Raw genomic sequence first — 24,812 nt, forward strand, 5'->3', positions numbered from 1 at the left:
GATTTCAACAAGTATGGTTAATGCTGTCTTAAAATTGTCCCGAACTGGTCAAGTCACAGGACTTTGCGGCGATAACGTGGCGTGCACCTTCCCTATTCGAGGAGCGGCGACCAGGCCGGGTCGGAAGCAAAGCCAGGGGTCGGGATCTTCTGCTCGTTGTAACCGGTCAGATCGATCGAATAGAGCTGCGGGCCGCTGGAACCGGCCGGTTCGCGGAAAAACATGACGACGCGGCCGTTCGGCGCCCAGGTCGGACCTTCATTGTGGAAGCCCGTGGTCAACAGGCGCTCGCCCGAGCCGTCCGTCTTCATCACGCCGATCGAGAAGCTCCCGCCCGACTGCTTGGTAAAGGCGATAAGATCGCCGCGCGGCGACCAGACCGGCGTCGAATAGGAACCGTCACCGAACGAGATGCGGCGCTGGTTGGAGCCATCGGCGTTCATGACGTAGATCTGCTGCTTGCCACCGCGGTCGCTTTCGAAGGCGACCTGGGTGCCGTCGGGCGAATAGGATGGTGAGGTATCGATGGCGGCCGTCGACGTCAGGCGCGTCGTGGTGCGCGAGCGCAGGTCCATCGTATAGATGTTGGCATTGCCTTCCTGCTGCAGGCTCATGATCACCCGCTGGCCATCCGGCGAGAAGCGCGGCGAGAAGGTCATGCCGGGGAAGTTGCCGACGATTTCCCGCTGGCCCGTCTGCAGCTGCAACAGGTAGACGCGCGGCTGCTGGTTGGCGAAGGACATGTAGGTCACTTCTTGCCGGCTCGGCGAGAAGCGTGGCGTCAGCACGAGGTCGCTGCCGTTGGTCAGCATACGAACATTGGCACCGTCCTGGTCCATGATGGCGAGCTGCGTCTTGCGAGCGGTCTTCGGACCACTTTCGGCGACAAAGACGACGCGGGTATCGAAATAGCCCTTCTCGCCGGTGATCTTCTCATAGATCGCGTCGGCAATAATATGGGCGACACGGCGCCAGTTGTCCGGCTGCGCATAGAATTGCTGGCCGAGCATCTGACTGTTGCCAAATGTGTCCCACAGGCGGAACTCGGCGCGAAGGCGACCCCCGTCCTGCGTCACGCGGCCGGTCACCAATGCCTGGGCATTGATCGCGGTCCAGTCCGGGAAGCGCGGCGTCGAATCCGGATTGGTGATCTTCTCGATGAAGGCCTGCTTGTTGACCGGCGCGAACAAGCCTGACCGCTGCAGGTCGGCGGCAATCACGCCCGAAATCTGCGCTCCGAGACCATCATTCGACAGCAGATCGGTAATGGCGATCGGCATGGGCTGGACATTGCCCTTGCTGATGTTGATCTCGACCACGGCATAAGCGGGCGAAGCATAGGCTGCCACCAGACCCGCCAGCACCAGCAGGAGACGAAGGAAGGGTTTTTTGAACATGTGTGCCAAGCCTTTCAGCATTAATGCGCCAGGTTGCTGGTGTCGAAGTTGATGATGACTTCTTTCCAGGCATCGTATTTATCAAGCGGCAAGTTCTTGAAGGGAGAGGATCTGAGAACAGCGCGATAGGCGCTCGTTGCAATGGCTTGTCGCGTCGGTGGAGGGCCGCCGGTCGCCATCACACTAGGCTTCCCAATAATTTGGCCGGATCGATCGAGTTTCATCCGAATTTTAACGCGCACTTTGTCCGCGCCTGCCAAACCCGGAACGATATTCCAATTCTGCATAACCTGATTGGGAATCGCGCTAGCATCACCAACGCGCCCATCTTCAGCGAATGCCGGAACGGCAAGCGCAGCCGCAAAAATGACCGGCAACAGCACAAGTCTGCGGAGACGACATTGGATCATCTGTACCAAGCTCTCCCGCATCACATTCCCAAATCCGCTGCGCTGAAATTGACGACGACTTCCTGCCAGTCGTCATACTTGTCCACCGGCAGGACCTTCAGATAATCCGACTGCGCCCGCATCACAGCGCGCACGGCGGCGCTCTGCATTGCCGACTGCGTCGAAGCCGGCCCGCCGCTCGTCGTGGCCTCCGGTTCGCCGACGATCTGCCCGGACTTGTCGAGCTTGAAGTGCACCTTGATCCGCACATCGCCCGCGCCTTCCAGTCCCGGCATCAGGTTCCAGTACTTGGCGATCAAGTCGCGCAAGCCGTCTTGCTGGCTCTGGCTGAGTTTGCCGCCGCCGAGCGATTTCATGCCGCCGCGCGAGGTGACCTGGGTATCGGCGCCGGCAGAAGCCTGCTGAGACGAGCGCTTCGCGCCACCCTTCGACGAGGTATTGTTCAGCATCGCCGAGATATCATCGGCGTTGAAATCACTGGCGCCCGACTTGGCGCTCTTGGCTGTCTCGCTCTTCTTGTCGGCGTCCTTCTTGCCATCATCGGCCGACGTGGTCTTGCTTGTACTCTGCGTCGTCGTCTTGTCCGTCGGCTTGGCGTCGGCCACCTTCACATCCGGCTTCGGCACCGGCTTGACTTCAGGCTTCTGCTCGGCGGTCTTCGGTGGCGTCGGCTGCGGCTTTATATCCGGTACGGGAACATTGTTCGGTAACTGGATTTCAGCCTGCTGCGTCGGCTGTTGGGCCGGCGGCGGTGTCGGCGTTGCATCGGCCTTCGGCGTCGGAGGCGTCGGATCGGTCTTCGGCGTCGGAGTGGGCGTCACATCCGGCTTCTGCTGCGGGACGGCAGCCACTTCCTTCGGCGCGGCTTCGGTGTCCTTCTGCTCGATCGTTTTGGCATCGTTCGGGCGCGGATCGTCCTGCGGAACGGGCGTATCCACCTTCTTCGGCGCCAATGCCGCCGTGTCGCTCTCCGGCCGTTGGGTCGGCACGACCGGATTTTTGATATCGACGTTGTTCTCGCCAGCGTTTTGAGCGTTGGCGACCTGGTCCTGCTTCGTGGTCTGCTTACGGGAGACGTGGTCCGTCACCGGCGCCTTCTTCTCACCCTGCTGGAGCTGGTCTGCCGTCACGATGTCGACATCCATCGCCGTGCTTTCAGGCGTCTCCAGCGGAGCCGGCGCGGTCAGCGTCAGCATGGCGCCAACCAGCACCAGGATATGAAAAACCGCCGATGTGACGAGACTGCGCTTCATGTCGATCCGTCAGTGGTCCGTTGTCTGCTGCGTGACCAGGCCGATGTTCTTGTAGCCGGCCTCCTGAATGCGCGACATGACGTCGGCGATCACGCCATAAGGCGCTTTTCCGTCGCCGCGCACGAAGATGCGTTCATTGTAGCCGGTCGTAGCAATCGCCTGCAGCTTGGCGGCGATATCAGCCGCATCGATCTGCGTTTCCTGCAAAAAGACCTGGCCATCTGCCTTGATGGAAAGAGTGATCGGCTGTGTCTGAGCGTTGAGCGCGCCGGCCTGCGTTTGCGGTAGGTCGATCGGTACGCCCGACGTCATCATCGGCGCGGCCACCATGAAGATGATCAAAAGCACGAGCATGACGTCGACCAGCGGCGTCACGTTGATTTCGGAGATCGGACCGCCCCGGCCTCCGCCGCGACGGCTGCCCCGGCGACCACCGCCGCCACCATTGCCTCCAACAGACATTCCCATATGAGTTACTCCGGTTCCGTCCGTGCTTTACTGGGCAGCCTGGCGAGGCTGCAGCTTCTCGTCGATCTGGCGCGACAGGATGGCGGAGAATTCATCCGCAAATCCTTCCATGCGACCCGTCAGCTTGCCGGCATCGGCCGAGAACTTGTTGTAGGCGATAACCGCCGGAATAGCGGCGACAAGGCCGATGGCAGTTGCGAGCAGCGCTTCGGCGATACCCGGAGCGACGACCGCGAGATTGGTCGACTTCGAACCGGCGATCGCCTGGAACGAGGTCATGATACCGACGACCGTACCGAACAGACCGATGAACGGACCGGCCGAGCCGATGGTCGCGAGCGATCCGAGACGAGCCCCTAGATGTTCCGATTCACGCGCCAGCGTCACGTCCATGGCGCGGTCGATACGCATTTGCAGGCCGATCGGCGACCGTGCGCCGCGCTCGAACGACTTCTTCCACTCGCGCATCGCGGCGACGAAGATGGCGCTGAGGCCGGTGTTGGTGCGCTCCGAAAGCGTGCGGTAGAGCTCTTCGAGCGACTGCCCCGACCAGAAGACCTGTTCGAAGTGATCGAACTGCCGGCGTGCCCGGGCAAAGCTCAGATATTTGTCGATGACGATCGCCCAGGTCCATACGGACGCCGCGAGCAGACCGAGCATGACGAGCTTGACCACCAAGCCCGCCTGCATGAAGAGTGACCAGAGTGTGATGTCCGGTGTGGTGGCCGCGGCCAATGCTACTTGTTCCATTGATCCAAAATCCCCGAATCCAAACGCCCGGTGCTAGACCGGGCGGCTAAAAGTGATCTCACAAGAATTGTTTGGCAGCCGCCGCTGAACGCCCTGGTCAAGCCTTCCAAGCTATACTGCCTTCTTGCCGTCAAATTTGGTCAAAGGAAGGCGTGCACCGCACAAACTCTGACGCGATCAGTAAGACACTATTATGGTTAAAAGAATGTTAGCGTCGAAACATGAAAGATTTAACAGTGAAGGCTAGTCTAGCTCCTGGAAAAAACTGACCGGACGGTGCCGGCGGCGAACGCAAACAGATCTTGCGCGCGGCAATTCCTTCACACGAAACTCATGTTTAAGCAAGAAGGCTTTTGGGCACCACAACATCGGCCCGTATAACGCCTCAAAAATCCGCAAGCAGCAGCTAATGCGACACTAGACCGCAGCCGCCACCAGCATCTGCGCTGCCAACGCCTCCGGCAGTCGCCGCGGCCGTCCCTTGGCATTGATCACGGCAATAATGACCTTGGCGGCGATCAGCAGCGTGTCGTCGCGCCGGATTTCCTGGGAAAGCACCATCTTGGCGCCGCCGGCCTTCTCGGTCACGGTGCGGATCGTCAGAATATCGTCCATCCGCGCCGGTCCCTTGAAGTCGATCTCCATGCGGTGGACGACGAAAACCAGCCCCTCTTCGTCAGCATTCAGAAGCTCGCGCTGCTCCACGCCGAGGCAGCGCAGATAGTCCGTGCGTCCGCGTTCGAGGAAGTGAAGGTAGCGCGCGTGATAGACGAGGCCGGAAAAATCCGTATCCTCATAATAGACTCGCTGCACCAGCCGGTGGCTACCGGCTTCCAGTTCCCCGGCAATCAGAAAGGGGCTGTTCATCGTTGCCGCTTCTCCAAAAAATTATCGGGCTCTCTTTGGCCGAAGTTCTGCCATCAAGCAAGCTTTGAACAATTGTCACAGATTCTGACTATCCGGGATGGTGCCGGATAGCGAACGATGCGGAAGGAACGATCTCATGAAAATAGCGGTAATGGGCGGCGACGGTTTCATTGGTTGGCCAACCTCGCTGCATCTCTCCGATGCCGGTCATGAGGTCCATATTCTCGACAATCTCTCCCGCCGCTGGATCGACACGGAACTTGGCGTGCAATCGCTGACCCCGATGGATTCGATCCAGGAGCGTACCCGCATCTGGCACGCCGAGACCGGCCGACGCATCCACTTCAGCCTCATCGATCTTGCCAAGGACTATGAGCTTTTGAAGAAGTGGCTTGCCGAGCATCGCCCGGATGCCATCGTGCACTTCGCCGAGCAGCGCGCCGCCCCCTATTCGATGAAGAGCGACCGCCATAAGAACTACACGGTCAACAACAATGTCAGCGCCACGCACAATCTGCTGAACGCGCTGGTCGAGCTCAACCTCGACGCCCATCTCGTCCATCTCGGCACGATGGGCGTTTACGGCTATTCGACGGTCGGCGCCGCCATTCCGGAAGGCTACCTGCCGGTCGGCATCGAGACACCAGACGGCCGTTCCGTCAGCCAGGAAATCCTTTATCCGGCCAATCCGGGCTCGATCTACCATATGACCAAGTGCCTGGATCAGCTTCTCTTCCAGTTCTATGCCAAGAATGACGGACTGAGGATCACCGACCTACATCAGGGCATCGTCTGGGGCACGCATACGGAACAGACCCGCCGTCACGAACAATTGATCAACCGTTTCGACTATGACGGCGACTACGGCACCGTACTCAACCGCTTCCTCATCCAGGCGGCGATCGGCTATCCCCTGACGGTACACGGCACCGGCGGCCAGACCCGCGCCTTCATCCATATCCAGGATTCGGTGCGCTGCATCGAGCTGGCGCTGAAGAACCCACCACCGCGCAACGCGCGTGTGGAAATCTTCAATCAGATGACGGAGACGCACCGCATCCGCGATCTCGCCGAAATGATCGCCAGGATGAGCGGCGCGGAGATTGTCCGCCTGCCCAATCCGCGCAAGGAAGCCCCGGAAAACGACCTGATCGTCAAGAACGACAAATTCCTCGATCTCGGTCTGGCGCCGATCACCCTGCAAGCGGGTCTCCTCAGCGAAATCGTCGATGTCGCCCGGAAATATGCCTATCGCGTCGACCGCTCGCGCGTGCCTGCCGTTTCCGCCTGGACCAAGGATCTGGCGACGACGGTCAACCACGATCCCGAAGGCAAGCGATTGAAGTCCGTCTCATGATGTTCGGAAGCGAACAGCTGCAGGGGGTACGGCCGCGCACCAGATCACGGTCGCGGCAAGCCTTCGTCACGCTCGTCACCAACGCCGATTACGCCATGGGTGCACTGGCACTGGCGCGCTCGATTACGCGCACAGGCACCAGGGCTGATATCGTCGTACTGCACACAGCCGGCGTTGACGAAAGCGACCTAGTGCCGCTGGAAGAGCTTGGCTGCCGGCTGGTGGAGGTGGACCATCTGCCGCTTTCCGACGAATTCAACGAGCGCCACGCACGCGGCAATCTCCACGCCAACGCGCCCTTCACCAAGGGCCGCAAGCCGTCCTTCCATTCGCCGCTCGATAATTTCTGCAAGATCCGACTCTGGCAGCTCATCGACTACGACACCTGCGTCTTCATCGACGCGGATGCGCTGGTGCTGAAGAATGTCGACAAGCTCTTCGACTATCCGGAATTCTCCGCCGCGCCCAATGTCTATGAGAGTCTGGCCGACTTTCACCGGATGAACTCCGGCGTCTTCGTCGCCAAGCCTTCGCTCGCGACCTTCAAGGACATGCTGACGCTGCTCGACAGCCCCGGTGTTTTCTGGCGGCGTACCGACCAGACCTTTCTCGAGACATTCTTCCCGGATTGGCATGGCCTGCCGATCTTCATGAACATGCTGCAATATGTGTGGTTCACCATGCCCGCGCTTTGGGACTGGAGCAGCATTTCGATCCTGCATTACCAATATGAAAAGCCCTGGGAAGAGAACCATCCGAAGGCCGACAGGCTGAAACCGTTGATCGATCTGTGGCACGATTTCCATGCTGGACGCGATGTGCCCAACATCGCCGCCTTCGCCAATCCGGAAGCGGCCGCATGAAAGTCCTGGTATCGGGCGGAACGGGCCTCGTCGGCCGCTACATCGTCGAGGAACTGCTCTCCGCCGGATATCACGTTGCCGTCGGCCACCGCGGCCCGCCACGACCCGGCCTCTTCACGCAGCCCGTCACCTTCGTGCCGCTGAGCCTCGATCCTTCCGAAAATCAAAGTACCGCTTTCGACGACGCCTATTTCTTCATCCACGCGGCTTTCAGCCATATCCCCGGCAAGTACCGTAGCGGCGAGGGTAACGACGCCGAAGGCTTTCGCCGGTTCAATCTGGACGGCACTGTCAAGCTGTTCGAAACGGCAAAGCAGGCCGGCATCCGCCGCTGCATCTTTCTGTCATCGCGCGCCGTCTATGGCAATCGACAAGCCGGCGAGGTGCTGACGGAGGCGAGCGAACTGGCACCAAACACGCTTTACGGCGAAGTGAAGCGCGACGCCGAGCATGCGCTCTTCTCGCTCGCCGCCCCCGGCTTTGCGACGGCAAGCCTCAGAGCCACTGGCGTCTATGGCGACCTTCACCCAAATAAATGGGATAGGCTCTTCGCCGATTATCTCGCCGGAAAGCCCGTTGCCTCCCGCGCCGGCACCGAAGTTCACGGCCGCGACCTTGGCCGTGCAGTGCGTCTGCTACTGGAAACCGAAACGAGCCGCATCGACGGCAAGGCGTTCAATCTCTCCGACGTCCTGACCGACACACATGAGATTCTCGGGCATCTGCAAGGGGCGACAGGCTGCCCGCACGCCCTGCCCGCTCCGGCCCCACAAGGCATCATCAGCGCCATGGACACGTCGAAGATCCGTGCACTCGGCTGGCGCGCCGGCGGCGTAGCTCTACTGAAAGAAACCATAGAGAGCCTGGCGAAAACCGCTCCGCAACATCATGCATCTTTCAACACCTCCGGCTTGTGAGATCAGCGCGCCAAGGCCAGCGTGAAGCTCTGGCAAAATTATCTATAAAAAAGCAATAACAGTTGAACGTGACGGGATCGGCAAACGCTCTTGCCATCTGGTCGTGATTTTCGCCCGATTTCGGAGATTTTGCAGCACATTCGGAGCAAAATGGCTGCTTGGACGCCTCGAGTAGATGCCCATCGAAACAGCAGACCACCTTCGAATCTCAGTGCTCCATTTGCCATTTTCCGCCTCAGTATAGATTTTTCCCGACCTGCTATTGCCATCGTCTCGATTTTGTAGATTATTTTAGCGATAGAATCGCAATATTATCTATAATTTTTCATTGAGGAGCGAGAAGCATGACTCACCCCGCCGCCAGCCCCATCGAGGGCCGGCTTACATCTCCCGTGAGAACCGCGCTGACAATCATTGCTGGCGCGGCGCTGATGACGATTGCCGCCAAGACGCAGATTCCGTTCTGGCCTGTGCCGATGACCCTGCATACGCTCGCTGTCATGGCCTTTGCCGTCACCTTTGGGCCGCGCATCGCCGTCGCGATTTTCCTGACCTATCTCGCAGCCGGCGCTGTGGGGCTGCCCGTCTTCTCCGGCTCGCCGGAGCGCGGCATCGGGCTTGCCTATATGGCTGGGCCGACAGGCGGCTATCTCGCCGGTTATCTCGTCGCCTCGTGGATGGTCGGCACGCTGGCACTTGGTAATGGCACCTTCGGACGCCTGAGCGCGATGCTCATTGGTCTCGTAACTGTCTATGCGCTCGGCGTAGCATGGCTCGCAGCCTTTGTGCCGCTCGATCGCCTGCTTGGCGTCGGCGTCATTCCGTTCCTGCTTGGCGACCTTGTGAAAATCAGTCTTGTCGCGGCAGGAGGAGCGATGTTGCCGGCAGTGTTCGCGCAGCTTCGGGGTAAGCGCTCATGATGGCGGCCGATGGTACGATGCGGCATGACTGGGGTATCGACGAGATCGTTGCCCTGCACAATCTGCCTTTGCTGGAGCTTGTCGGGCGAGCCAATGCTGTGCACCGCATGCATCACGACCCGAACAAGGTTCAGAAGGCCAGCCTGCTGTCGATCAAAACCGGCGGCTGCCCGGAAAATTGCGCTTATTGCCCGCAATCGGCGCATCATCGCGAGGTCGATCTGACCCGCGACAGGCTGATGGATCCCGTAAGTGTGGTAGCGATGGCCGCGACCGCCAGAGAGGCCGGAGCGGAGCGCTTCTGCATGGGTGCTGCCTGGCGCCAGGTCCGCGACGGCCGCGAGTTCGATGCCGTCATCGAAATGGTAGAGGGCGTCCGGGCCCTCGGCATGGAAGCCTGCGTCACGCTCGGCATGCTGAAACCCCACCAGGCCGAACGGCTCGCCGCCGCCGGCCTCACCGCCTACAACCACAATCTCGATACCAGCCCGGAATTCTACGGGCAGATCATCACGACCCGCACCTATCAGGACCGCCTGGATACGCTGGCGACGGTGCGCTCCTTCGGCATCGACCTGTGTTGTGGCGGCATTATCGGCATGGGCGAAACGATCCGTGACCGTGCCTCTATGCTGCATATCCTAGCGGGAATGAAGCCGCATCCAGAGAGCGTACCGATCAATGCGCTTGTTCCGGTCGAGGGCACGCCTCTGGCAAAGCGACCGGTGATAGACCCGCTGGAGCTGGTGCGTATGGTAGCCACGGCCCGCCTCGTCATGCCGACCTCGACGGTGCGGCTTTCAGCCGGCCGGTCGAACCTCAATCGCGAAGCACAGATCCTGTGTCTTGTCGCAGGCGCCAACTCGGTCTTCTACGGTGATACGCTGCTGACAACGCCCAATGCCGGCATTGGCGAGGATGCTGAACTCTTTGCCGCGATCGGGGAGTTGGACTGCGACCACGTTTCCGCTTCCGCGGCGTGAGCAAGGAGAGGCAACCAAGGAGGAGAGCTTGCCGACGGCGATGCGATTAGCGCATCAGCGTCGCTTCGTCCCAGCCAAGCTCTGCCAATTCCTCGCCGCGAAACCTGGCATCATCAGCAACGATGAATTCATCCAGTTGCGGCGGGGCAATGCGGCTGCCGGCTAGCATGGCATGCACCTGGCCACGATGATGGGTCTGGTGCTGGAATAGATGGCTGAGCACATCCTCGGTCCGCTCACGCTGGATGCGATTGCTGCGATGAAGATCGATCACCCTTGCCGGCGCGTCGGGATCGAGTGTTTCGCAAACAGTGACGAGCCGACGGTCGACCTTGCCCTGCTCAACCGACAGGGCTTCGAGTGCGTCAAACGGCTCATCAACATCAAAAGCCTTCATGCCGAGCGTGCCGCCTTCCAGCGCATCGACATAAAACCAGTCGACAATCAGGATATGATTGAGCGTCGCCTTGATCGATGGAAAAAAGCTGACACGTTTTGCTTCAAACTCGCCGGGTTGAAGCGTAGCGCAAGCCCGATAGAGTCGAGCGTTCGCCAGGGCATTGTTGTAGGCCAGCTTGCGAAAGACGCGGGTCGGATCAAAAGCGGACATGCGGCACTCTCCCTCTAGGCTTTGTCGAGGTCGCCATCCCGCCAGACCAGATGACGCGGCGCCAACGGCAGGCTCTCGATCTCGTCGGCAATGAAATAGGGAGGAATATCGAGAGCGACCAGTGCCGCTTTCGTCGCCCGCACCCATTTGAATTCGAGATGGTTGTCGCCATCCTCGATGCGGTGGATAATCTCCTCGGGGTGGAACGGAAAGCTCTGCGGGATATCCATCAGATAATAGAGCCCCAGCTCGTGCCAGTCGCGTTGCTCGTAGTGGAAGAAATTCTCCACCATCCAGAGCAGCCGCCCGACCGTCACCTCGACGCCCAGCTCCTCCACCATCTCCCGCTGCAACGTCTCCTCCGACGTCTCGCCGATCTCCGCCCGGCCGCCCGGAAAGGTCCAGAACGGCTCGTGCTCGGCACGATGGACAAGCACATGCCCCTCGCGAAAGCCGAGACCCGCTACGCGCATCTGAAACCGGGATTGACCGGCATTCAGCTTGATGAGCCTGCGTTTCGGCATTGTCTTCATCCAGGACCGATCACTCGGCCTCTCCCTGGAACAGCCCGAATTGCGCCGCCTCCAACTCCTTCGGCGGCTGCAAGCCAAGATGTTTCCAGGCAATCGCCGTCAGCACGCGGCCGCGCGGCGTACGCTGGATGAAACCCTGCTGGATCATGTAGGGTTCGATAATATCCTCGATCGCGTCGCGCGGTTCGGAAAGGCCGGCGGCGATGGTTTCGATACCGACCGGGCCGCCGCCGAAATTGACGGCGATCATGTTGAGATAGCGCTTGTCGAGCTGATCGAAGCCGACATTGTCGACCAGCAATCGCGTCAGGGCCTCGTCGGCGATCTCGCGCGTTACCGCTTCGGCTTTCGCAACCTCGGCAAAATCGCGCACGCGGCGCAGCAGGCGACCGGCGATCCGTGGCGTGCCACGAGCGCGCCTGGCGATCTCCCGCGCGCCCTCTTCGGTGATGCCGAGCCCCATCAGCCGCGCACCACGCCTGACAATGAGCTCCAGCTCTTCGACGGTATAGAAGCTCAGGCGGACCGGAATGCCGAAGCGATCCCGCAGCGGCGTCGTCAGCAAGCCTAGACGAGTGGTGGCGGCGACCAGCGTGAATTTCGCCAGATCGATCTTCACCGAGCGCGCGGCCGGGCCTTCGCCGATGATCAGATCGAGCTGGAAATCCTCCATGGCCGGATAGAGGATTTCCTCGACGGCCGGACTGAGTCGATGGATTTCATCGATGAAGAGCACATCGCGCTCTTCGAGATTGGTGAGGAGCGCGGCAAGATCGCCGGCCTTGGCGATGACAGGGCCGGAGGTAGAGCGGAAATTGACGCCGAGTTCCTTGGCCATGATCTGCGCCAGCGTCGTCTTGCCGAGACCGGGCGGGCCGACGAACAGCACATGGTCCAGCGCTTCGCCTCGTCCCTTGGCGGCCTCGATAAAGACCTTCAGATTGGCACGCGCTTCAGCCTGGCCGGTGAATTCGTCCAGCGACTGCGGCCGGAGCGTCACATCCAGGTCTTCGCCCCGCTTTTCCGGCGATATCAGGCGCGCGGCTTCACTCATGTCAGAAGTTCCATTCCCGGTATGCGTTTCGCGGCTTTGGCATCGAAGGTCATGGTCGCGACGCAACCAGCATTCTTATTGCGGAGTGCGATGAACGTATCGGCAAACTCAATTTCAGATGCCGCCATCATTCCCAGCACCTCTTCGACAACGGGCTCGTCTTCAAGCACGATATCCTCAGACTCCAAAAGGTCCGAAATGCCTTCCATGACCTGCGCTCTCGTTAAATTGATGCGTTTACGCAGAAACCAGGCAAACTCCATCAAGGTAATGCAATTTATGTAGCCAGGCCCGGTCTCGGGCAAACGCGCAAAGAGATGTGCGACTTTCTCATTCTGCCCCGGATCATCCTGCAGGAAAAAGCGGAGCAGAATATTGGTATCAAGTCCAATCATTTCGAACCCAAGACATGCTCGACAATCGCGTCCCCAATAGCCTCATCCATCTCTTCAATCGTTATCGGAGCTCTGTTCGGATCGTAGAACTTTCCAGCGAGATCGATTGAGCGCTTGTTCTTTGCCTTCAAGATGATCTCCCCATTGCGATGCACGTAGCGAATCTTGTCGCCTGGTTTCAGCTTCAAAATTTCCCGCACTTCCGCCGGCACCGTGGTTTGCCCCTTCGAAGTCATTGTTCCGTAAAATACCGTCATGATCCGCACCTCCTTACTTTACAACAATAGTAAGGAGCGAAGAAAAATTCAAGGAATTACCGCGCCAATTCCTTCAAACCCAGCCGGATCAGCTTGGCACTATCTGCCTCGTCTCCGGCCACCCTCATTGCGGCCGCGATGGCATTCGCGGCCTGGTCGCGGGAATAGCCGAGATTGGTGAGCGCCGAAACGGCATCGGATACCGGCGCCGAGGCAACGCCCTCGCCCAGGTCCTGCTTGAGGCCGATATTCGTCGCGTCGCCGGCAAAGGCCGGTACCTTGTTCTTCAATTCGGTGACGATGCGCATCGCCACCTTCGGGCCGACACCGGGCGCCCGCGACACGGCCGTTCGATCCTGCAGCGCGATGGCATTGGCAAGCTCCGACGGCGTCAAGGTCGACAGCAGCGCCAACGCCACCTTGGCGCCGACGCCCTGCACGGTTTGCAGAAGATTGAACCATTCCCGCTCCAGCACCGCCATGAAGCCGAAAAGTCGGATCTGGTCCTCGCGGACATAGGTCTCGATGAAAAGGATGCAGGCCTCGCCGACGGATCCGAGCTTCGACAGGGTCCGCGCCGAACAATAAGCGACATAGCAGACGCCATGCACGTCCACGAGCGCATAGTCCTCGCCGATCTCTTCGATAGTGCCTTTCAACTTGCCAATCATGAATGATGTCCGTCAGGGATGGGTTTCGGGAGTGATGAGGTCAAGTGAAGGAAAGTAGGAACGGTAGCGCGAGGCATCTCGCGTCAGCAGCCTGTGCCGTCGCCACTCGGCATGGGCGCCAATAAGGAAATCGGGAAGCGTCCTCTCTCTTTGACCACCAGCAAGCCGATAAAGACGATGGGCTTTGCCGGCGCGAAAAGCCGCCTCAAAAGGTATGGCTTCGCGCTTCATGTCGAGCCACGACAAAGCAACCGTCAAATCCTCCTCACTCAAAGGAGAAGCGGCCAGCTCCGACCAAACCACCGGACTTATAACGAGGTCGCCTTCGCCGATACATTGCTTCAACGATTTTGCGGACCATTGCCGATGGCTCGATGCCGGGCCGAGGATATCGATGAAGATATTGGTATCAACGAGGGTCGACGTCGTCACGCGGACCTCTCAGAAATTCCATAAATTCATCCGTCGTCATGCCGTCGAGGTCCATCGTACCTCTGACGCGCTCCAGCCAGTCATCGAAATCGCGAATAGCCGGATCCACCGCCTCAGCGATCTTGACGAGCATCGCCCCACTGCCAGAGGCAATAAAATCAACCTCCGAGCCCGGACCGATGCCCAACCTGTCTCGAATTTCTTTCGGGATGGTCACCTGACCTTTTTCCGTCACACGCATGGTAATACCTCTTCAGTATTACTTAGCAACCAAAACAGAACAAGTCAAGAACAAACTACCCCGCCAATGCCGCCTGCCGCAGCCGGTTGGCACCGCGATTGTGGGCGTGGCAGATAGCGATGGCGAGCGCGTCGGCGGCATCGTCGCCTTTGAATTCCGCTTTCGGCATCAGGATCTTCAGCATCATATGGATCTGGCGCTTCTCGCCATGGCCGACGCCGATGACCGCTTTCTTAACCGCATTCGGGGCATATTCGGCGACCGGCAAGCCGGCGCGCGCCGGTACCAGCATGGCAATGCCGCGTGCCTGGCCGAGCTTCAGCGTCGCCACCGCATCCTTGTTGACGAAGGTCTGCTCGACGGCGGCTTCATCCGGCTTGTAACTATGAACGACATCCGCAAGTCCGTCGTGAAGCTGGCAGAGGCGGGAGGCAAGATCCATATCGCCATCCGAGGTCACCGTTCCCGAGGCAACGAAGCGCAGGGAATTGCCGAGCGTGTCGATCACGCCCCAACCTGTACGGCGCAGGCCCGGATCGATACCGATGATGCGAATCGTATTCTGCATGGGTCAACCTATCTTTCGAGGCTGAGATGTGCCAGCAAAATGTGAACAAAACAAAAACAGACCACAAAAGGATGCCCGTTTCCGCCGCTCTGAGAGCATGACAACGAAAATGCCGAATGGGGTTTGGAATGGCGCGTCCGCACTCCTACATGGGAAGGATCAATCCTCCCTTTCACCACGCAGGTCTCTTGCCATGGTCCCCTTTTCCATCCTCGATCTTTCGCCTGTTGCCGAAGGCAGCACTGTCAGTCAATCCTTTGAAGGCTCCAAGAGGATGGCGCAGAAGGCGGAGGAGCTTGGCTACACGCGATTCTGGCTGGCGGAGCATCACGGCATGCCCGGTGTCGCCAGCGCCGCCACGGCGGTCGTAATCGGCCATGTTGGGGCCGCAACCTCGCGCATCCGCATCGGCTCGGGCGGCGTCATGCTGCCGAACCATGCACCCTTGGTGATCGCCGAACAGTTCGGCACGCTGGAAGCCCTCTTCCCCGGTCGTGTCGATCTCGGCCTCGGCCGCGCGCCGGGCACGGATATGCGAACCGCCCAGGCGCTGCGCCGCAATCTCGACGCCGGCGCACAGAGCTTCCCCAATGACATTATCGAACTGCAACATCTGTTCAGCCCGGCCGACGAGAACCAATCGATCCTCGCCGTGCCCGGCAACGGCGCCAATATCCCGATCTGGCTGCTCGGATCCAGCCACTACAGTGCCCATCTCGCCGCCATGCTCGGCCTGCCCTATGCCTTTGCCTCGCATTTCGCGCCGGAAGCCCTGCTCGACGCCGTCGCCATCTATCGCGATCGCTTCACGCCGTCGGCAACACTCGACAAGCCCTATGTCATGGTCGGCGTCATGGGTTCGATGGCAGATACGGACGAGGAAGCGCAATATCACTTCACCTCGGCCGAGCAGCAGTTCGTCAATCTGCGCCGCAATGTCCGCGGCCCCTTCCCGCGTCCGCGCAAGGACATGAACGATTTCTGGACGCCGATGGAAAAGCTGAATGTCGAGCACACGCTGCGCTACGCCGTCGTCGGCTCGCCCACGACTGCCGAGGCCAAGCTTTCGCAATTCATCAAGGATACGGAAGCCGACGAGGTCATCATTTCGATGCCGGTCCACGACATCGAGGCGCGGCTCAAATCGGTGGAGCTATTCGCCACGCTACCGAGTTTTCAGAAGACGCTATAAAATCAAAAAAGCCGGTCGCATTGCCGCGGCCGGCTTTTTTTCAAATGGTCGCACAACTCAAGCAGAAAGCTTGGCCATGACCTCTTCGGAGACTTCGAAGTTCGAATAGACGTTCTGCACGTCGTCGTCGTCTTCCAGGCTGTCGATGAGCCGCATCAGCGACTGCGCCTTTTCTTCGTCGACCGGCACGTTGTTCTGGGCGCGCCAGATCGCCTTGACGGTTTCGGCTTCGCCGAGCGTCGCTTCCAGCGCCTTGGCGACTTCGTTCATCGCCTCGAAGCCGCAGAAGATGGTGTGGCCGTCTTCGTCGCTCTCGACGTCGTCGGCGCCGGCTTCGATTACTGCTTCCATCACCTTGTCGGCATCGCCGACTGTCGGCTTGTAGGTGATCTCGCCGACATGGTCGAACGAGAAGGAGACGGAGCCGGTTTCGCCGAGCGCACCGCCAGCCTTGGTGAAGATCGAACGAACATTTGAAGCCGTGCGGTTGCGGTTGTCGGTCAGAGCCTCGACGATGATCGCCGTGCCGCCAGGGCCATAGCCCTCGTAGCGGACCGCATCGTAGTTTTCCCCGTCACTGCCGGCCGCCTTCTTGATGGCGCGGTCGATATTGTCCTTCGGCATCGACTGGGCCTTGGCGTTCTGGATCGCCAGACGCAGACTTGCGTTCATCGTCGGGTCGGGCAAACCCGCCTTGGCGGCGACGGTGATTTCACGCGCCAGTTTCGAGAACATTTTCGAACGCACCGAGTCCTGACGACCCTTGCGGTGCATGATGTTTTTAAACTGTGAATGGCCAGCCATGGCACCCCTGTTCACGTCTTTTGTTGGGAATGGGCCGCCTTATAAGAGCGAAGCGGCTTTCATTCAAGCAAAAAGCCCGTAAGGACGGCTCGCTTCGCTGTGATCCTTTGCAAGCATGCTTTGATGGAGAAGCCATGCTGATCGGCTCAGAGCCCCTTCAGCACATAGATCAGCGGCTTGCGCGGCAGCGTCTTCAACGACACGGTGGTCGTCGCGCCCGGCGCGTAGCCGACGTCGAATTCAGGACCGAAGAGAGCCAGGAACTGATCGACCGGCGGTCCCCAGCGATGCATCGGCAGGATCAGCGAGGAACGCAGCCGCTTCACCACGCGGCTCATGCTGTCCGCGCCCATGGTCAGGCCGCCATCGACCGGAACCATGACAACATCGAGCCGGCCAATCTCGGCATATTGCTTATCGTTGAGCTCGAAATGCAGGTGCCCGAGATGGCCGATGCAGAGGCCCGCTACCTCGAAGATGAAGATGGAATTGCCGTTGGGCTCCATACCACCGGACCAGGAGCGAATATCGGTGACGACGTTGCGGATCAGCGTATCGCCGACAGTCAGGTGAACCTTTGCCGGCTCGCCGGGCGTATCGCTCCAGCCATGCAGCACATATTGGATCGCCGGGTCCGGGGTCAGCGTGTAGTGCGTCGGATGCGCCTTGTTCATGGTGACGACGGTCGGCGGATAGGGCGGCGGATAGGTGCCGCTGAAATCCGTCGCGATCGATACGCCGCCGGGCGTTTCGATGAAGAAAGTCGCATGACCGAGGAAGGTGATCTTCACATCACCATTGACGGGATCCTTGGCAAGCGTCGGGCCGGGACCGGAAAAGCTCGCGAACGTCGCCTTCGGCAAAGACTGCGCGATCGCCTGGCATTGGCTGGGTTGAGGGCGGGAAGGTTTTTCCTGGGCGTCCGCGACATGCCCACCCGCCAAGGCGAGCAGGAAGAACACGGCGAAGACAGGAAATCGCACCATCATGCCACCCCCTCAAGCCTTACGGAAGCGGAGAGGATGCGGCACGGTTGGAGACAGGTCCAGCGGCAATCGGATCGAGATTGCTCACAATCGCGTCATTGCTGCCAGACGATGGATAATTGGGCAGTCGTTACCGCCAGAACTCCGGAATGGTCTCGGCCAGACGCGGCCCGAGCCGCAGCGGCGCAATCTTTTCCGCAAGCCCGGTCGCATCCGAAATCTCCACGCCGACGCCGCAGATGGTTGCCGGGCCAGAGGCGGCCTCGAAACGGCCCTTCGGCATCTTCGAGATGAAGCGGTTGAGCGGCTCTTCCTTCTCCATGCCGAGCGACGAATCGTAGTCGCCGCACATGCCGGCATCCGACATATAGGCGGTGCCGCCGTTCAGGATCTGTGCATCGGCGGTCGGCACATGCGTGTGCGTGCCGACGACAAAGCTGGCGCGGCCATCGACGAAATGGCCGAAGCACTGCTTCTCGCTGGTCGCCTCGGCATGGAAATCGAAGACGATGGCATCGGCCTGTTCCTTCAGCGGGCAGGCATCGAGGATAGCTTCCGCTGACTTGAACGGATCGTCCAGCTCCGGATGCATGAAGACGCGGCCCATGATGTTGGCAACAAGCACACGGGCACCGTTACGAGCATAATAGATGCTCGAACCACGACCGGGCGTGCCGGCCGGATAGTTGGCCGGACGCAAGAACTGGTCGTGGCGCTCGCAGAACACCACCGCTTCCTTCTGGTCCCAGACGTGATTACCTGTGGTCACCACATCGGCGCCAGCATTGATGGTTTCGAGGAAAATATCCTCGGTGATGCCGAAGCCGCCGGCGGCGTTCTCGCCATTGACGATGACGAAGTCGAGCTTCAGATCGGAAACCAGGCCCGGCAGGCGATCCCATACCGCAACGCGTCCGGTCTTTCCGACCATGTCACCCAAAAAAAGCAGCCGCATTCCTATTCAATCTCCACGGAAACAAAATTGAGTCCGCTCTCGGTCAAAATCGCGTCCAGACGGACATCATGCGGCTCAGCGGGTACTGATGGCACTTCCTGGCAGTCGAATGCAATGCCGATCAGGTGCGGATTCAACCCTTTTTGATGCAAACGATCGATGGCGCGGTCGTAATGGCCGGCGCCGTAGCCGATACGATGACCGGTGCCGTCAAAAGCCGAAAGCGGCACCAGCATGACTTCGGGGTCCAGAACCGCAGCCTCCGGCCCCGGCCCCGCCGTGCCGAAACCGGTAGGGACCAGCGGCGCACCGGGCACGAGCTCGCGAAAGACGATGGTGAGCTTGTCGAGGATGACCGGCACGCAGAGCCGCGCGCCCCTTTCCCGTAACCGCGCCATCAGCGGCCGAATATCGGCCTCCGACCGGATCGGCAGGAAGCCGGATACGATCGCCCCCGGCTCGACCTCGATCGCGTCGCCAGCATGGACAAGCATCGCCAGCCCTTTCTCGATGCGCTCATCCGGCGGAATCGCGTCGCGCGCCGCCAGGCGCTCGTTGCGATATCGGGCTTTCAGCTCTTTGGGGGTCATCAGGCTTTCACGAATTGAAACAATGTCGGGAAAACATAATGAGCCGGCGGCCTAATGCAATGCACGAAAGCGACACGACGGATCGTATGATGGTCGACGGACATCAAGCAGCCTTGCGTACCACCGACATCCGGCCATTTCCGTCGATATGGGCCCGAACATTCTTATAATTCGGCAACGTCGGATGAGCGGTCTCGAGCGGATGAGAATGCGTCGCCGTAATCACCACGACATCGGCGCCAGCGGCCTCGCCCGCCTTGATGCCGGCCATGACGTCTTCGAAAACCAGGCAATCGGATGGCCGCAACCCGAGGCGCTCGGCACCGAGGATGTAGCATTGCGGATCGGGCTTGCCGACCTTGACGTCTTCGGCCGTCACCATGAAACGCGGCACCGGAATGCCGGCGGCGGCAAGCCGTGCATGGGCGAGCCGAAGCGGCGAAGAAGTAACGATCGCCCAGCGCTCTGGCGGCAGCGAGGCCAGGAATTCGATGGCGCCGGGCAGCGGCACGACGCCTTCCAGATCAGTAATTTCCGCCTCCATGATCAATGCCGATTCCGCGACCGGATCGACGCCCGGCAGGTTCAGCTTGCCGATCGTGTCGATGCCACGCGCGCCATGCATGGTCGGCATGAATTTCTCGACATCCAGCCCCTTGCCCCGCGCCCAATCGCCCCAGACACGCTCGGCGGCGGCGATCGAGTTGATGATCGTGCCATCCATGTCAAACAGGAAACCGGAATAGCTTTTATCGAAGACGGAAGTCGATACGGCGGACAAGGTTCAGTCCCTCTCGGTTGGCGGGGTCGGTCATGGCGAACCGGGATCGACTCGCAATGTCTCTCTTCCGACTACCGGCAGCGGCGCCAGGAAGCAAATGAATGCTGGGCAGCAGACGCGGAAAACGCCGCCATGCCGCATGGGGCTGGATAGCTGGCGAAGCATGCGCGGCGGACCAAGCCGCCGCGCGATCGCTGCATCACTCGCCGAGCCTGCTCTTCAGGCCGTTGATGATATGATTGGCCAGCGTCTGGTAATCGTCGTCGAAATGATGGCCGCCATCCATGGCGATGACTTCGGCACCGGTACCAGTCAAGACCGGGCAGGCGACATCCTCGTCATCGTCCTTGCCGTAGATGCATTGCACCATCTTCGGATTGATCGATTTGAGGTCATTGGTGGGATCGCCGCCCTTGCCTGCGCTTGTGGCGCCCAGCCAGCCCATGACCGAGATCACGTAGTCGACCTTGCGCGATAGCGACAGCAGCGACATCTGCACGATCTTGTCCTTGTCGGCTTGCTTCAGACGATTATAGCTTGCCGGCAGCACGTCGGCACCGAAGGAATAGCCGACCAGCACCACATGCTTCACCTTGAAGCGCTTGGTGTAGTACTGGATCATCCGGCCGAGATCGTCGGCGGTCTGCTGCGGATCGCGCTCCGTCCAGAAATAATGCAGCGTATCGACGCCGACGACGGGAATACCCTGGTCCTGCAGATAGCTGCCGACTTCCTTGTCGATATCGCGCCAGCCGCCATCGCCGGAATAGACGATCGCCAGGGTGTCTTCCGTCGGCTTGGTGTCCATGACGTCGACAGGCAGGCCGAGCGGCGATTTTTCGCTGTCGATCGTCTTCATCAGATCCGCCAACCCGGTGCTGAGTGCGGCATAGGTATCGTCATCGTCGGAATCGGTCACCTGGACATCGGGATGATCCTTCTGGATCTCCTCGACATGGTCGCGTCCGTCCTTGGGAGCGTTTGACGTGAATGTCGCCACGATCGGGTTCGGCAGCGCGCCTTCCTGAAGACCGAAGGACACCATGTCGCCATCGCTCTTCTTTTCGGCGGGCGTGCAAAGCTCCTGCTTCAGCGCAATGCCGGACGTCGGATCGACGGCGAGCGTGCCGGCGACGGTGGCATCCGGGGTTTGCGCGGCAATCGTCAACGCCATGGCGCCGCCCGCGCCGACACCGGCGATGATCGGCAGCTGATAGGTGCTGTCGGCGAAGGAGCGCTGCACTTGCTGGCTGAGCGATTCCAGATCCGAGACCATGTAGATGCAGCCGTCATTCTGGCTGACGTCGTATTTGTTGAGCGACGCCAGGAAGGACGGATAATCGATGCCGATGACCAGAGTGCCGTTAGCGACAAGCTTGTCGGCGACACCCTTTTCCTTGTCGCCCCAGCCGCCAACGTCGGAGATCAGAATGACCTCGCTCGTCACCTTGCCCTGTGGGCGCAGGATATGCGGCGGGGAAATCATGCCGAGGTCGTATTTGGTATCGTCCTCGTCCGCCCGCGCCGCGCCGGATATCAGAAGACCTGCGGTGAGCAGCAATGCGGAAGCCAGGGATGTTGCGTATTTCAAGATCATTTCCTCACGACCCCCTTAAGTCCGCCCCCGATGAGGAATGTGGCATCCATCAACGCGATCATTGGACTGACACCTCCCGAAACGGCCAGATAGCGTGGCTGCCAGTCGGGATGAAACTTGGATTTGAAGGCACGAAGCCCTTTGAAATTGTAATAGCGTTCGCCATGCTCGAACACGGTCCCCCCGACCCTGTCCCAAACCGGCGCGGATTCCCGTCTCGACATGCCCGACAGCGGCGCCATGCCTAGATTGAAGCGCTGGAAACCCTGCTCCTTCAGATATTCGAGGATCTGCACGAACAGAAAATCCATCGATCCCTTCGGGGCATCAGGCGAAAAGCGCATTAGGTCGACAGAGCCCTCCTCCCTGGTCTCCGTCATCAGGATATTAGCGAAAGCGACGATCTTATCATCCTTTTTCAGCACGCCAATCGGTTGCGACGCCACATAATCGGGATCGAAGGCACCCAGCGAAAAGCCTTTTTCCTTGGCGTTATGATCGGCAAGCCACGATTCCGAAACCTCGGCAAGCTGATCCATGATGTCGGGCACATGCTGCGGCGCGATAACGGCAAATTCTAGTCCGTCGCGCACCGCGCGGCTCGCAGTTTGGCGAAGATTGGCCCATTTGCCGCCCTTCAGCTCGAAATTGGTGAGGTTGACCACCGCCAGCTCGCCGAGCTTGAAGGCGCGCAAACCAGCATCGGCGCAATAGGACAGAAGCGCCGGCGATATCTGATAGAAGACCGAGCGGCAGCCCGCCGCGCGGGCGGTTTCGACGAAGCGCCAGACAAGCTCAGGCAGCGCGTGCTTGGGGCCGATCGGATCGAACAGCGCGATCCACGAGCGGCCCTGCTTGCCGTACATGATGAAGGCGTCGCCCTTTTCCGAGAACATGATGCTCTTGTCGCCCATGCGCACCAGATTGGCGTCGGCGATGCCTTGGTCGCGGACGATCTCGACAGCCCGCTCCACCGCATCTTCGGAAACCGGCTCCAGGCGTGGCGTCGCCGGCCGCAACAGGCTGAAGATCGCGATCGCCGACGAGACGATGGAAATGCCGAGCACGGCGCGAAGCCCGCGCGGCGCCTCACCGGTGAATTCGAACTCCCACCAGAGCTGGTTGCTGTATTCCACATCGCGATAGACGAAAAACAGAATGACGATGGCGCCGATGCAGATCACCGCGATTGCCGTCAGCCACCCGGCCGTCAGGGCTTGGTTGAACAGCGATGCCCGTCGGGTGAAGAGTTGACGGCTGACGACGAGACTGAAAATGAGAAAGGCAAGCAGCCCGGCCTCGACAATGGCGATGGCTTTCAGCAAGGATAGCAGCAGCGCTAGAACAGCCGAGAAGATCGAGACCCACCAGGCGCCGTCGAGACGCTGGCCAAGGCCGCGAGCGGCAACGATCATCGCCAGCCCAAGAAGGCTGGAAAGGAAATGTGCTCCTTCGACGACGGGTAACGCCAGGTGATCGCGGAGGAATTCGAGATTCTGATCGGGCGTCGGCGTCACGCTCGAGAACACCAGCATTATCCCGAGCAACAGCGCAAAAGTCGACAGCAATTGCGGCATTAGCCGTCCGCCAATGCGGCGCATGCTGGAGGCGGCCGGATGATCGACGAAGCGACGCAGTTCGGCCACCGAAACGGCCAGGATGGCGATCACCAGCGGAATAACGTTGTAGATGACGCGGTAGAGAACCAGCGAACCCAGAACCGCGTCGGCATTCACCGAGCTGCCGAGCCAGGCGATGATGATCGTCTCGAACACGCCGAAGCCGGCCGGAACATGGCTCAGTACGCCGAGGCCGACAGCGATGGCATAGATGGCAAGGAAACCCGGCCAGCCGATGGCTGTGTCCGGCAGCAGCACATAGAGCACCGAGGCCGAGGCGGCGATATCGAAGGCGGTCACCAGGAATTGCCGAGACCAGGTGCGCGAATCCGGCAGGCGAACGGCGATCGGCCCGATCTGCACCTCGCGGCCGTTGCGGCCGATGACGATCACGACGGCAAGCGCTGCGAGAATGGCGCCGGCGATCAGCCGCAGCCACAGGCCGTCGACATTGATCAGCGGGCCGATTTCATCGGCGATGACCAGCAGCGCGATGGCGCCGACGGCAGCGAGGCCAAGACCGAAGGCCAGCGTGACGAAGGCAATGACGCGGGTAATGTCATCGGGCGACAATCCCAGCCTTGAATAGGCGCGATAGCGGATGGCGCCGGCGCTGAGCGCGCCGAAACCGGCCGTGTTACCGACAGCATAGGCGCTGAAAGATGTCAGCGCCACATGCGGAAACGGCAGGCGCTTGCCGATATAGTCCAGCGCGTTCTGGTCGTAGAAGATCAGCGAAGCGAAGCTGAGGCCCGTAAAAAACAGGGCAAGCAGGATGGAGGAGAACTTTGTCGTCTCCAATGCGTGCACAACGTCGTCATAGCGGACTTCGTTCGTGAGATCGAAGATCGCATAGGCGGCGATACAGAACACGGCGACGGTGAGGATGGCGACGATCAGCGTGCGGTTGCTGTTTAAAAAGCCGCTTATGCCGCCGCGCTCCTTCAGTTCCTCATCGGCTTTTTCCAGATCGATTGGGGTCGACATGCTCTACCTGTTTGAATTGGCTTTCGCCGGTCCCGTTTGCTCGGATGTGCAGTAACGCTAATATTGCATCTTTATGGTGTCGCCTGCACGTCTGTCCACGGGCTCTTTTTCTCGAGCGTTCCCATGTTTCTGAATTTGGGCAATTTTGGCGCAGGCCGCGTTCCTCTAGCAATGAATCGGTTATTATTAAAAGGAATTTGTCATTCACCCGGAATTTGAGCTTATCCACACAGAAAAGTGAACTGCATCGCCCGCAAGCGAATGCAGTTCACTATCAGAACATTCAGGCGGGTCATATTCCCTCGACAGGCGCCTGCGGACGCATATCACCGCACGGCGTGAGCTCGCCTGCCCT

At 60.0% G+C, this 24,812-nt stretch carries 28 protein-coding genes; 6 read left to right on the plus strand and 22 right to left on the minus strand.

Annotated elements, in window-relative coordinates:
• Positions 1-92: 92 nt before the first annotated feature.
• From tolB to ybgC, 6 genes are all read right to left on the minus strand, one after another.
• Positions 93-1,397 (minus strand): Tol-Pal system beta propeller repeat protein TolB, encoded by a 1,305-nt coding sequence (gene tolB / locus EX00_RS10455; protein WP_047457689.1) that lies wholly within the window; start codon positions 1,395-1,397, stop codon positions 93-95.
• A 20-nt stretch (positions 1,398-1,417) separates the two neighbouring features.
• The gene (locus tag EX00_RS10460) at positions 1,418-1,807 is read right to left on the minus strand and encodes a TonB C-terminal domain-containing protein (RefSeq protein WP_234709008.1); all 390 of its coding nucleotides are present in this window, start codon (positions 1,805-1,807) and stop codon (positions 1,418-1,420) included.
• A gap of 20 nt (positions 1,808-1,827) precedes the next feature.
• Positions 1,828-3,060, minus strand: coding sequence for a hypothetical protein (locus tag EX00_RS10465; protein ID WP_047456860.1), 1,233 nt, complete (start codon positions 3,058-3,060; stop codon positions 1,828-1,830).
• A 9-nt stretch (positions 3,061-3,069) separates the two neighbouring features.
• Positions 3,070-3,528, minus strand: coding sequence for a protein TolR (tolR, locus tag EX00_RS10470; protein ID WP_047456862.1), 459 nt, complete (start codon positions 3,526-3,528; stop codon positions 3,070-3,072).
• Positions 3,529-3,555: 27 nt separating this feature from the next.
• A complete protein-coding gene (gene tolQ, locus EX00_RS10475; protein WP_047456863.1) occupies positions 3,556-4,278 on the minus strand; it encodes a protein TolQ in 723 nt (240 codons plus the stop codon).
• 417 nt (positions 4,279-4,695) lie between these two features.
• Positions 4,696-5,145 carry a tol-pal system-associated acyl-CoA thioesterase gene (gene ybgC / locus EX00_RS10480; RefSeq protein WP_047456866.1) on the minus strand — a complete coding sequence of 150 codons (450 nt, stop codon included), beginning with the start codon at positions 5,143-5,145 and terminating at the stop codon, positions 4,696-4,698.
• Between the two features lie 136 nt (positions 5,146-5,281).
• On the opposite strand from ybgC, the gene EX00_RS10485 reads away from it, so the two are divergent.
• From EX00_RS10485 to bioB, 5 genes are all read left to right on the plus strand, one after another.
• Positions 5,282-6,502, plus strand: coding sequence for an NAD-dependent epimerase/dehydratase family protein (locus EX00_RS10485; RefSeq protein WP_047456868.1), 1,221 nt, complete (start codon positions 5,282-5,284; stop codon positions 6,500-6,502).
• Positions 6,502-7,365 (plus strand): glycosyltransferase, encoded by an 864-nt coding sequence (locus EX00_RS10490; protein ID WP_052210718.1) that lies wholly within the window; start codon positions 6,502-6,504, stop codon positions 7,363-7,365. Before EX00_RS10485 ends, EX00_RS10490 begins: the two co-directional genes overlap by 1 nt.
• Complete coding sequence (locus EX00_RS10495; RefSeq protein ID WP_047456870.1) at positions 7,362-8,282, plus strand: NAD-dependent epimerase/dehydratase family protein; 921 nt, start codon at positions 7,362-7,364, stop codon at positions 8,280-8,282. Before EX00_RS10490 ends, EX00_RS10495 begins: the two co-directional genes overlap by 4 nt.
• A 344-nt stretch (positions 8,283-8,626) precedes the next feature.
• Positions 8,627-9,202: a biotin transporter BioY gene (locus EX00_RS10500; protein ID WP_047456872.1), complete on the plus strand. Its 576-nt coding sequence runs from the start codon at positions 8,627-8,629 to the stop codon at positions 9,200-9,202.
• Entirely contained in the window at positions 9,199-10,185 is a 987-nt protein-coding gene (gene bioB / locus EX00_RS10505) for a biotin synthase BioB (RefSeq protein ID WP_047456874.1), read from the plus strand. The genes EX00_RS10500 and bioB overlap by 4 nt, the downstream gene beginning before the upstream one ends.
• Positions 10,186-10,231: 46 nt before the next feature.
• Here the strand turns inward: bioB and EX00_RS10510 are convergent, their stop codons facing one another.
• From EX00_RS10510 to ruvC, 9 genes are read right to left on the minus strand one after another with little or no spacing between them, the layout of a single operon-like run.
• On the minus strand, positions 10,232-10,795 hold the full coding sequence (locus EX00_RS10510; protein WP_047456875.1) for a DinB family protein: 564 nt from the start codon (positions 10,793-10,795) through the stop codon (positions 10,232-10,234).
• Between the two features lie 14 nt (positions 10,796-10,809).
• Complete coding sequence (locus EX00_RS10515; protein WP_047457697.1) at positions 10,810-11,319, minus strand: NUDIX hydrolase; 510 nt, start codon at positions 11,317-11,319, stop codon at positions 10,810-10,812.
• A 19-nt stretch (positions 11,320-11,338) separates the two neighbouring features.
• Positions 11,339-12,382: a Holliday junction branch migration DNA helicase RuvB gene (ruvB, locus tag EX00_RS10520; protein ID WP_047456876.1), complete on the minus strand. Its 1,044-nt coding sequence runs from the start codon at positions 12,380-12,382 to the stop codon at positions 11,339-11,341.
• A complete protein-coding gene (locus EX00_RS10525; protein WP_047456879.1) occupies positions 12,379-12,777 on the minus strand; it encodes a PIN domain-containing protein in 399 nt (132 codons plus the stop codon). Before EX00_RS10525 ends, ruvB begins: the two co-directional genes overlap by 4 nt.
• On the minus strand, positions 12,774-13,034 hold the full coding sequence (locus tag EX00_RS10530) for an AbrB/MazE/SpoVT family DNA-binding domain-containing protein (protein ID WP_047456881.1): 261 nt from the start codon (positions 13,032-13,034) through the stop codon (positions 12,774-12,776). The genes EX00_RS10525 and EX00_RS10530 overlap by 4 nt, the downstream gene beginning before the upstream one ends.
• A gap of 56 nt (positions 13,035-13,090) precedes the next feature.
• Complete coding sequence (ruvA, locus tag EX00_RS10535; RefSeq protein ID WP_047456882.1) at positions 13,091-13,705, minus strand: Holliday junction branch migration protein RuvA; 615 nt, start codon at positions 13,703-13,705, stop codon at positions 13,091-13,093.
• 12 nt (positions 13,706-13,717) lie between these two features.
• A complete protein-coding gene (locus EX00_RS10540; protein ID WP_047456883.1) occupies positions 13,718-14,137 on the minus strand; it encodes a type II toxin-antitoxin system VapC family toxin in 420 nt (139 codons plus the stop codon).
• Positions 14,115-14,378 carry an AbrB/MazE/SpoVT family DNA-binding domain-containing protein gene (locus tag EX00_RS10545; protein WP_047456884.1) on the minus strand — a complete coding sequence of 88 codons (264 nt, stop codon included), beginning with the start codon at positions 14,376-14,378 and terminating at the stop codon, positions 14,115-14,117. The genes EX00_RS10540 and EX00_RS10545 overlap by 23 nt, the downstream gene beginning before the upstream one ends.
• Before the next feature lie 55 nt (positions 14,379-14,433).
• On the minus strand, positions 14,434-14,946 hold the full coding sequence (gene ruvC / locus EX00_RS10550; RefSeq protein ID WP_047456886.1) for a crossover junction endodeoxyribonuclease RuvC: 513 nt from the start codon (positions 14,944-14,946) through the stop codon (positions 14,434-14,436).
• A gap of 193 nt (positions 14,947-15,139) precedes the next feature.
• Here ruvC and EX00_RS10555 point away from each other — a divergent pair, with 193 nt between their 5' ends.
• Positions 15,140-16,138: an LLM class flavin-dependent oxidoreductase gene (locus tag EX00_RS10555; protein WP_047456887.1), complete on the plus strand. Its 999-nt coding sequence runs from the start codon at positions 15,140-15,142 to the stop codon at positions 16,136-16,138.
• Positions 16,139-16,195: 57 nt separating this feature from the next.
• On the opposite strand, the gene EX00_RS10560 is transcribed toward EX00_RS10555, so the two are convergent.
• From EX00_RS10560 to mprF, 7 genes are all read right to left on the minus strand, one after another.
• The gene (locus tag EX00_RS10560; RefSeq protein WP_047456888.1) at positions 16,196-16,942 is read right to left on the minus strand and encodes a YebC/PmpR family DNA-binding transcriptional regulator; all 747 of its coding nucleotides are present in this window, start codon (positions 16,940-16,942) and stop codon (positions 16,196-16,198) included.
• 146 nt (positions 16,943-17,088) lie between these two features.
• Positions 17,089-17,931, minus strand: a complete 843-nt coding sequence (locus tag EX00_RS10565) for an MBL fold metallo-hydrolase (RefSeq protein ID WP_047456889.1) — start codon at positions 17,929-17,931, stop codon at positions 17,089-17,091.
• Positions 17,932-18,058: 127 nt separating this feature from the next.
• Positions 18,059-18,883 (minus strand): TIGR00282 family metallophosphoesterase, encoded by an 825-nt coding sequence (locus EX00_RS10570; protein ID WP_047456891.1) that lies wholly within the window; start codon positions 18,881-18,883, stop codon positions 18,059-18,061.
• A gap of 2 nt (positions 18,884-18,885) precedes the next feature.
• Positions 18,886-19,473 (minus strand): 5-formyltetrahydrofolate cyclo-ligase, encoded by a 588-nt coding sequence (locus tag EX00_RS10575; RefSeq protein ID WP_047456892.1) that lies wholly within the window; start codon positions 19,471-19,473, stop codon positions 18,886-18,888.
• Positions 19,474-19,576: 103 nt separating this feature from the next.
• Positions 19,577-20,254, minus strand: a complete 678-nt coding sequence (locus EX00_RS10580; protein WP_047456894.1) for an HAD family hydrolase — start codon at positions 20,252-20,254, stop codon at positions 19,577-19,579.
• A gap of 199 nt (positions 20,255-20,453) precedes the next feature.
• Positions 20,454-21,851 carry a virulence factor gene (locus EX00_RS10585; protein ID WP_047456896.1) on the minus strand — a complete coding sequence of 466 codons (1,398 nt, stop codon included), beginning with the start codon at positions 21,849-21,851 and terminating at the stop codon, positions 20,454-20,456.
• Entirely contained in the window at positions 21,848-24,457 is a 2,610-nt protein-coding gene (gene mprF, locus EX00_RS10590) for a bifunctional lysylphosphatidylglycerol flippase/synthetase MprF (RefSeq protein ID WP_047456897.1), read from the minus strand. The genes EX00_RS10585 and mprF overlap by 4 nt, the downstream gene beginning before the upstream one ends.
• Positions 24,458-24,812: the final 355 nt, after the last annotated feature.

Source organism: Martinezella rhizogenes (assembly GCF_000799715.1).
GTDB lineage: Bacteria > Pseudomonadota > Alphaproteobacteria > Rhizobiales > Rhizobiaceae > Rhizobium > Rhizobium rhizogenes_C.

Excerpts from the sequence above, each read along its gene's own strand:
- tolB (WP_047457689.1), bottom strand. The coding sequence starts at position 1,397 with ATGTTCAAAAAACCCTTCCTTCGTCTCCTGCTGGTGCTGGCGGGTCTG.
- EX00_RS10460 (WP_234709008.1), bottom strand. The coding sequence starts at position 1,807 with ATGATCCAATGTCGTCTCCGCAGACTTGTGCTGTTGCCGGTCATTTTT.
- EX00_RS10465 (WP_047456860.1), bottom strand. The coding sequence starts at position 3,060 with ATGAAGCGCAGTCTCGTCACATCGGCGGTTTTTCATATCCTGGTGCTG.
- tolR (WP_047456862.1), bottom strand. The coding sequence starts at position 3,528 with ATGGGAATGTCTGTTGGAGGCAATGGTGGCGGCGGTGGTCGCCGGGGC.
- tolQ (WP_047456863.1), bottom strand. The coding sequence starts at position 4,278 with ATGGAACAAGTAGCATTGGCCGCGGCCACCACACCGGACATCACACTC.
- ybgC (WP_047456866.1), bottom strand. The coding sequence starts at position 5,145 with ATGAACAGCCCCTTTCTGATTGCCGGGGAACTGGAAGCCGGTAGCCAC.
- EX00_RS10485 (WP_047456868.1), top strand. The coding sequence starts at position 5,282 with ATGAAAATAGCGGTAATGGGCGGCGACGGTTTCATTGGTTGGCCAACC.
- EX00_RS10490 (WP_052210718.1), top strand. The coding sequence starts at position 6,502 with ATGTTCGGAAGCGAACAGCTGCAGGGGGTACGGCCGCGCACCAGATCA.
- EX00_RS10495 (WP_047456870.1), top strand. The coding sequence starts at position 7,362 with ATGAAAGTCCTGGTATCGGGCGGAACGGGCCTCGTCGGCCGCTACATC.
- EX00_RS10500 (WP_047456872.1), top strand. The coding sequence starts at position 8,627 with ATGACTCACCCCGCCGCCAGCCCCATCGAGGGCCGGCTTACATCTCCC.
- bioB (WP_047456874.1), top strand. The coding sequence starts at position 9,199 with ATGATGGCGGCCGATGGTACGATGCGGCATGACTGGGGTATCGACGAG.
- EX00_RS10510 (WP_047456875.1), bottom strand. The coding sequence starts at position 10,795 with ATGTCCGCTTTTGATCCGACCCGCGTCTTTCGCAAGCTGGCCTACAAC.
- EX00_RS10515 (WP_047457697.1), bottom strand. The coding sequence starts at position 11,319 with ATGCCGAAACGCAGGCTCATCAAGCTGAATGCCGGTCAATCCCGGTTT.
- ruvB (WP_047456876.1), bottom strand. The coding sequence starts at position 12,382 with ATGAGTGAAGCCGCGCGCCTGATATCGCCGGAAAAGCGGGGCGAAGAC.
- EX00_RS10525 (WP_047456879.1), bottom strand. The coding sequence starts at position 12,777 with ATGATTGGACTTGATACCAATATTCTGCTCCGCTTTTTCCTGCAGGAT.
- EX00_RS10530 (WP_047456881.1), bottom strand. The coding sequence starts at position 13,034 with ATGACGGTATTTTACGGAACAATGACTTCGAAGGGGCAAACCACGGTG.
- ruvA (WP_047456882.1), bottom strand. The coding sequence starts at position 13,705 with ATGATTGGCAAGTTGAAAGGCACTATCGAAGAGATCGGCGAGGACTAT.
- EX00_RS10545 (WP_047456884.1), bottom strand. The coding sequence starts at position 14,378 with ATGCGTGTGACGGAAAAAGGTCAGGTGACCATCCCGAAAGAAATTCGA.
- ruvC (WP_047456886.1), bottom strand. The coding sequence starts at position 14,946 with ATGCAGAATACGATTCGCATCATCGGTATCGATCCGGGCCTGCGCCGT.
- EX00_RS10555 (WP_047456887.1), top strand. The coding sequence starts at position 15,140 with ATGGTCCCCTTTTCCATCCTCGATCTTTCGCCTGTTGCCGAAGGCAGC.
- EX00_RS10560 (WP_047456888.1), bottom strand. The coding sequence starts at position 16,942 with ATGGCTGGCCATTCACAGTTTAAAAACATCATGCACCGCAAGGGTCGT.
- EX00_RS10565 (WP_047456889.1), bottom strand. The coding sequence starts at position 17,931 with ATGATGGTGCGATTTCCTGTCTTCGCCGTGTTCTTCCTGCTCGCCTTG.
- EX00_RS10570 (WP_047456891.1), bottom strand. The coding sequence starts at position 18,883 with ATGCGGCTGCTTTTTTTGGGTGACATGGTCGGAAAGACCGGACGCGTT.
- EX00_RS10575 (WP_047456892.1), bottom strand. The coding sequence starts at position 19,473 with ATGACCCCCAAAGAGCTGAAAGCCCGATATCGCAACGAGCGCCTGGCG.
- EX00_RS10585 (WP_047456896.1), bottom strand. The coding sequence starts at position 21,851 with ATGATCTTGAAATACGCAACATCCCTGGCTTCCGCATTGCTGCTCACC.
- mprF (WP_047456897.1), bottom strand. The coding sequence starts at position 24,457 with ATGTCGACCCCAATCGATCTGGAAAAAGCCGATGAGGAACTGAAGGAG.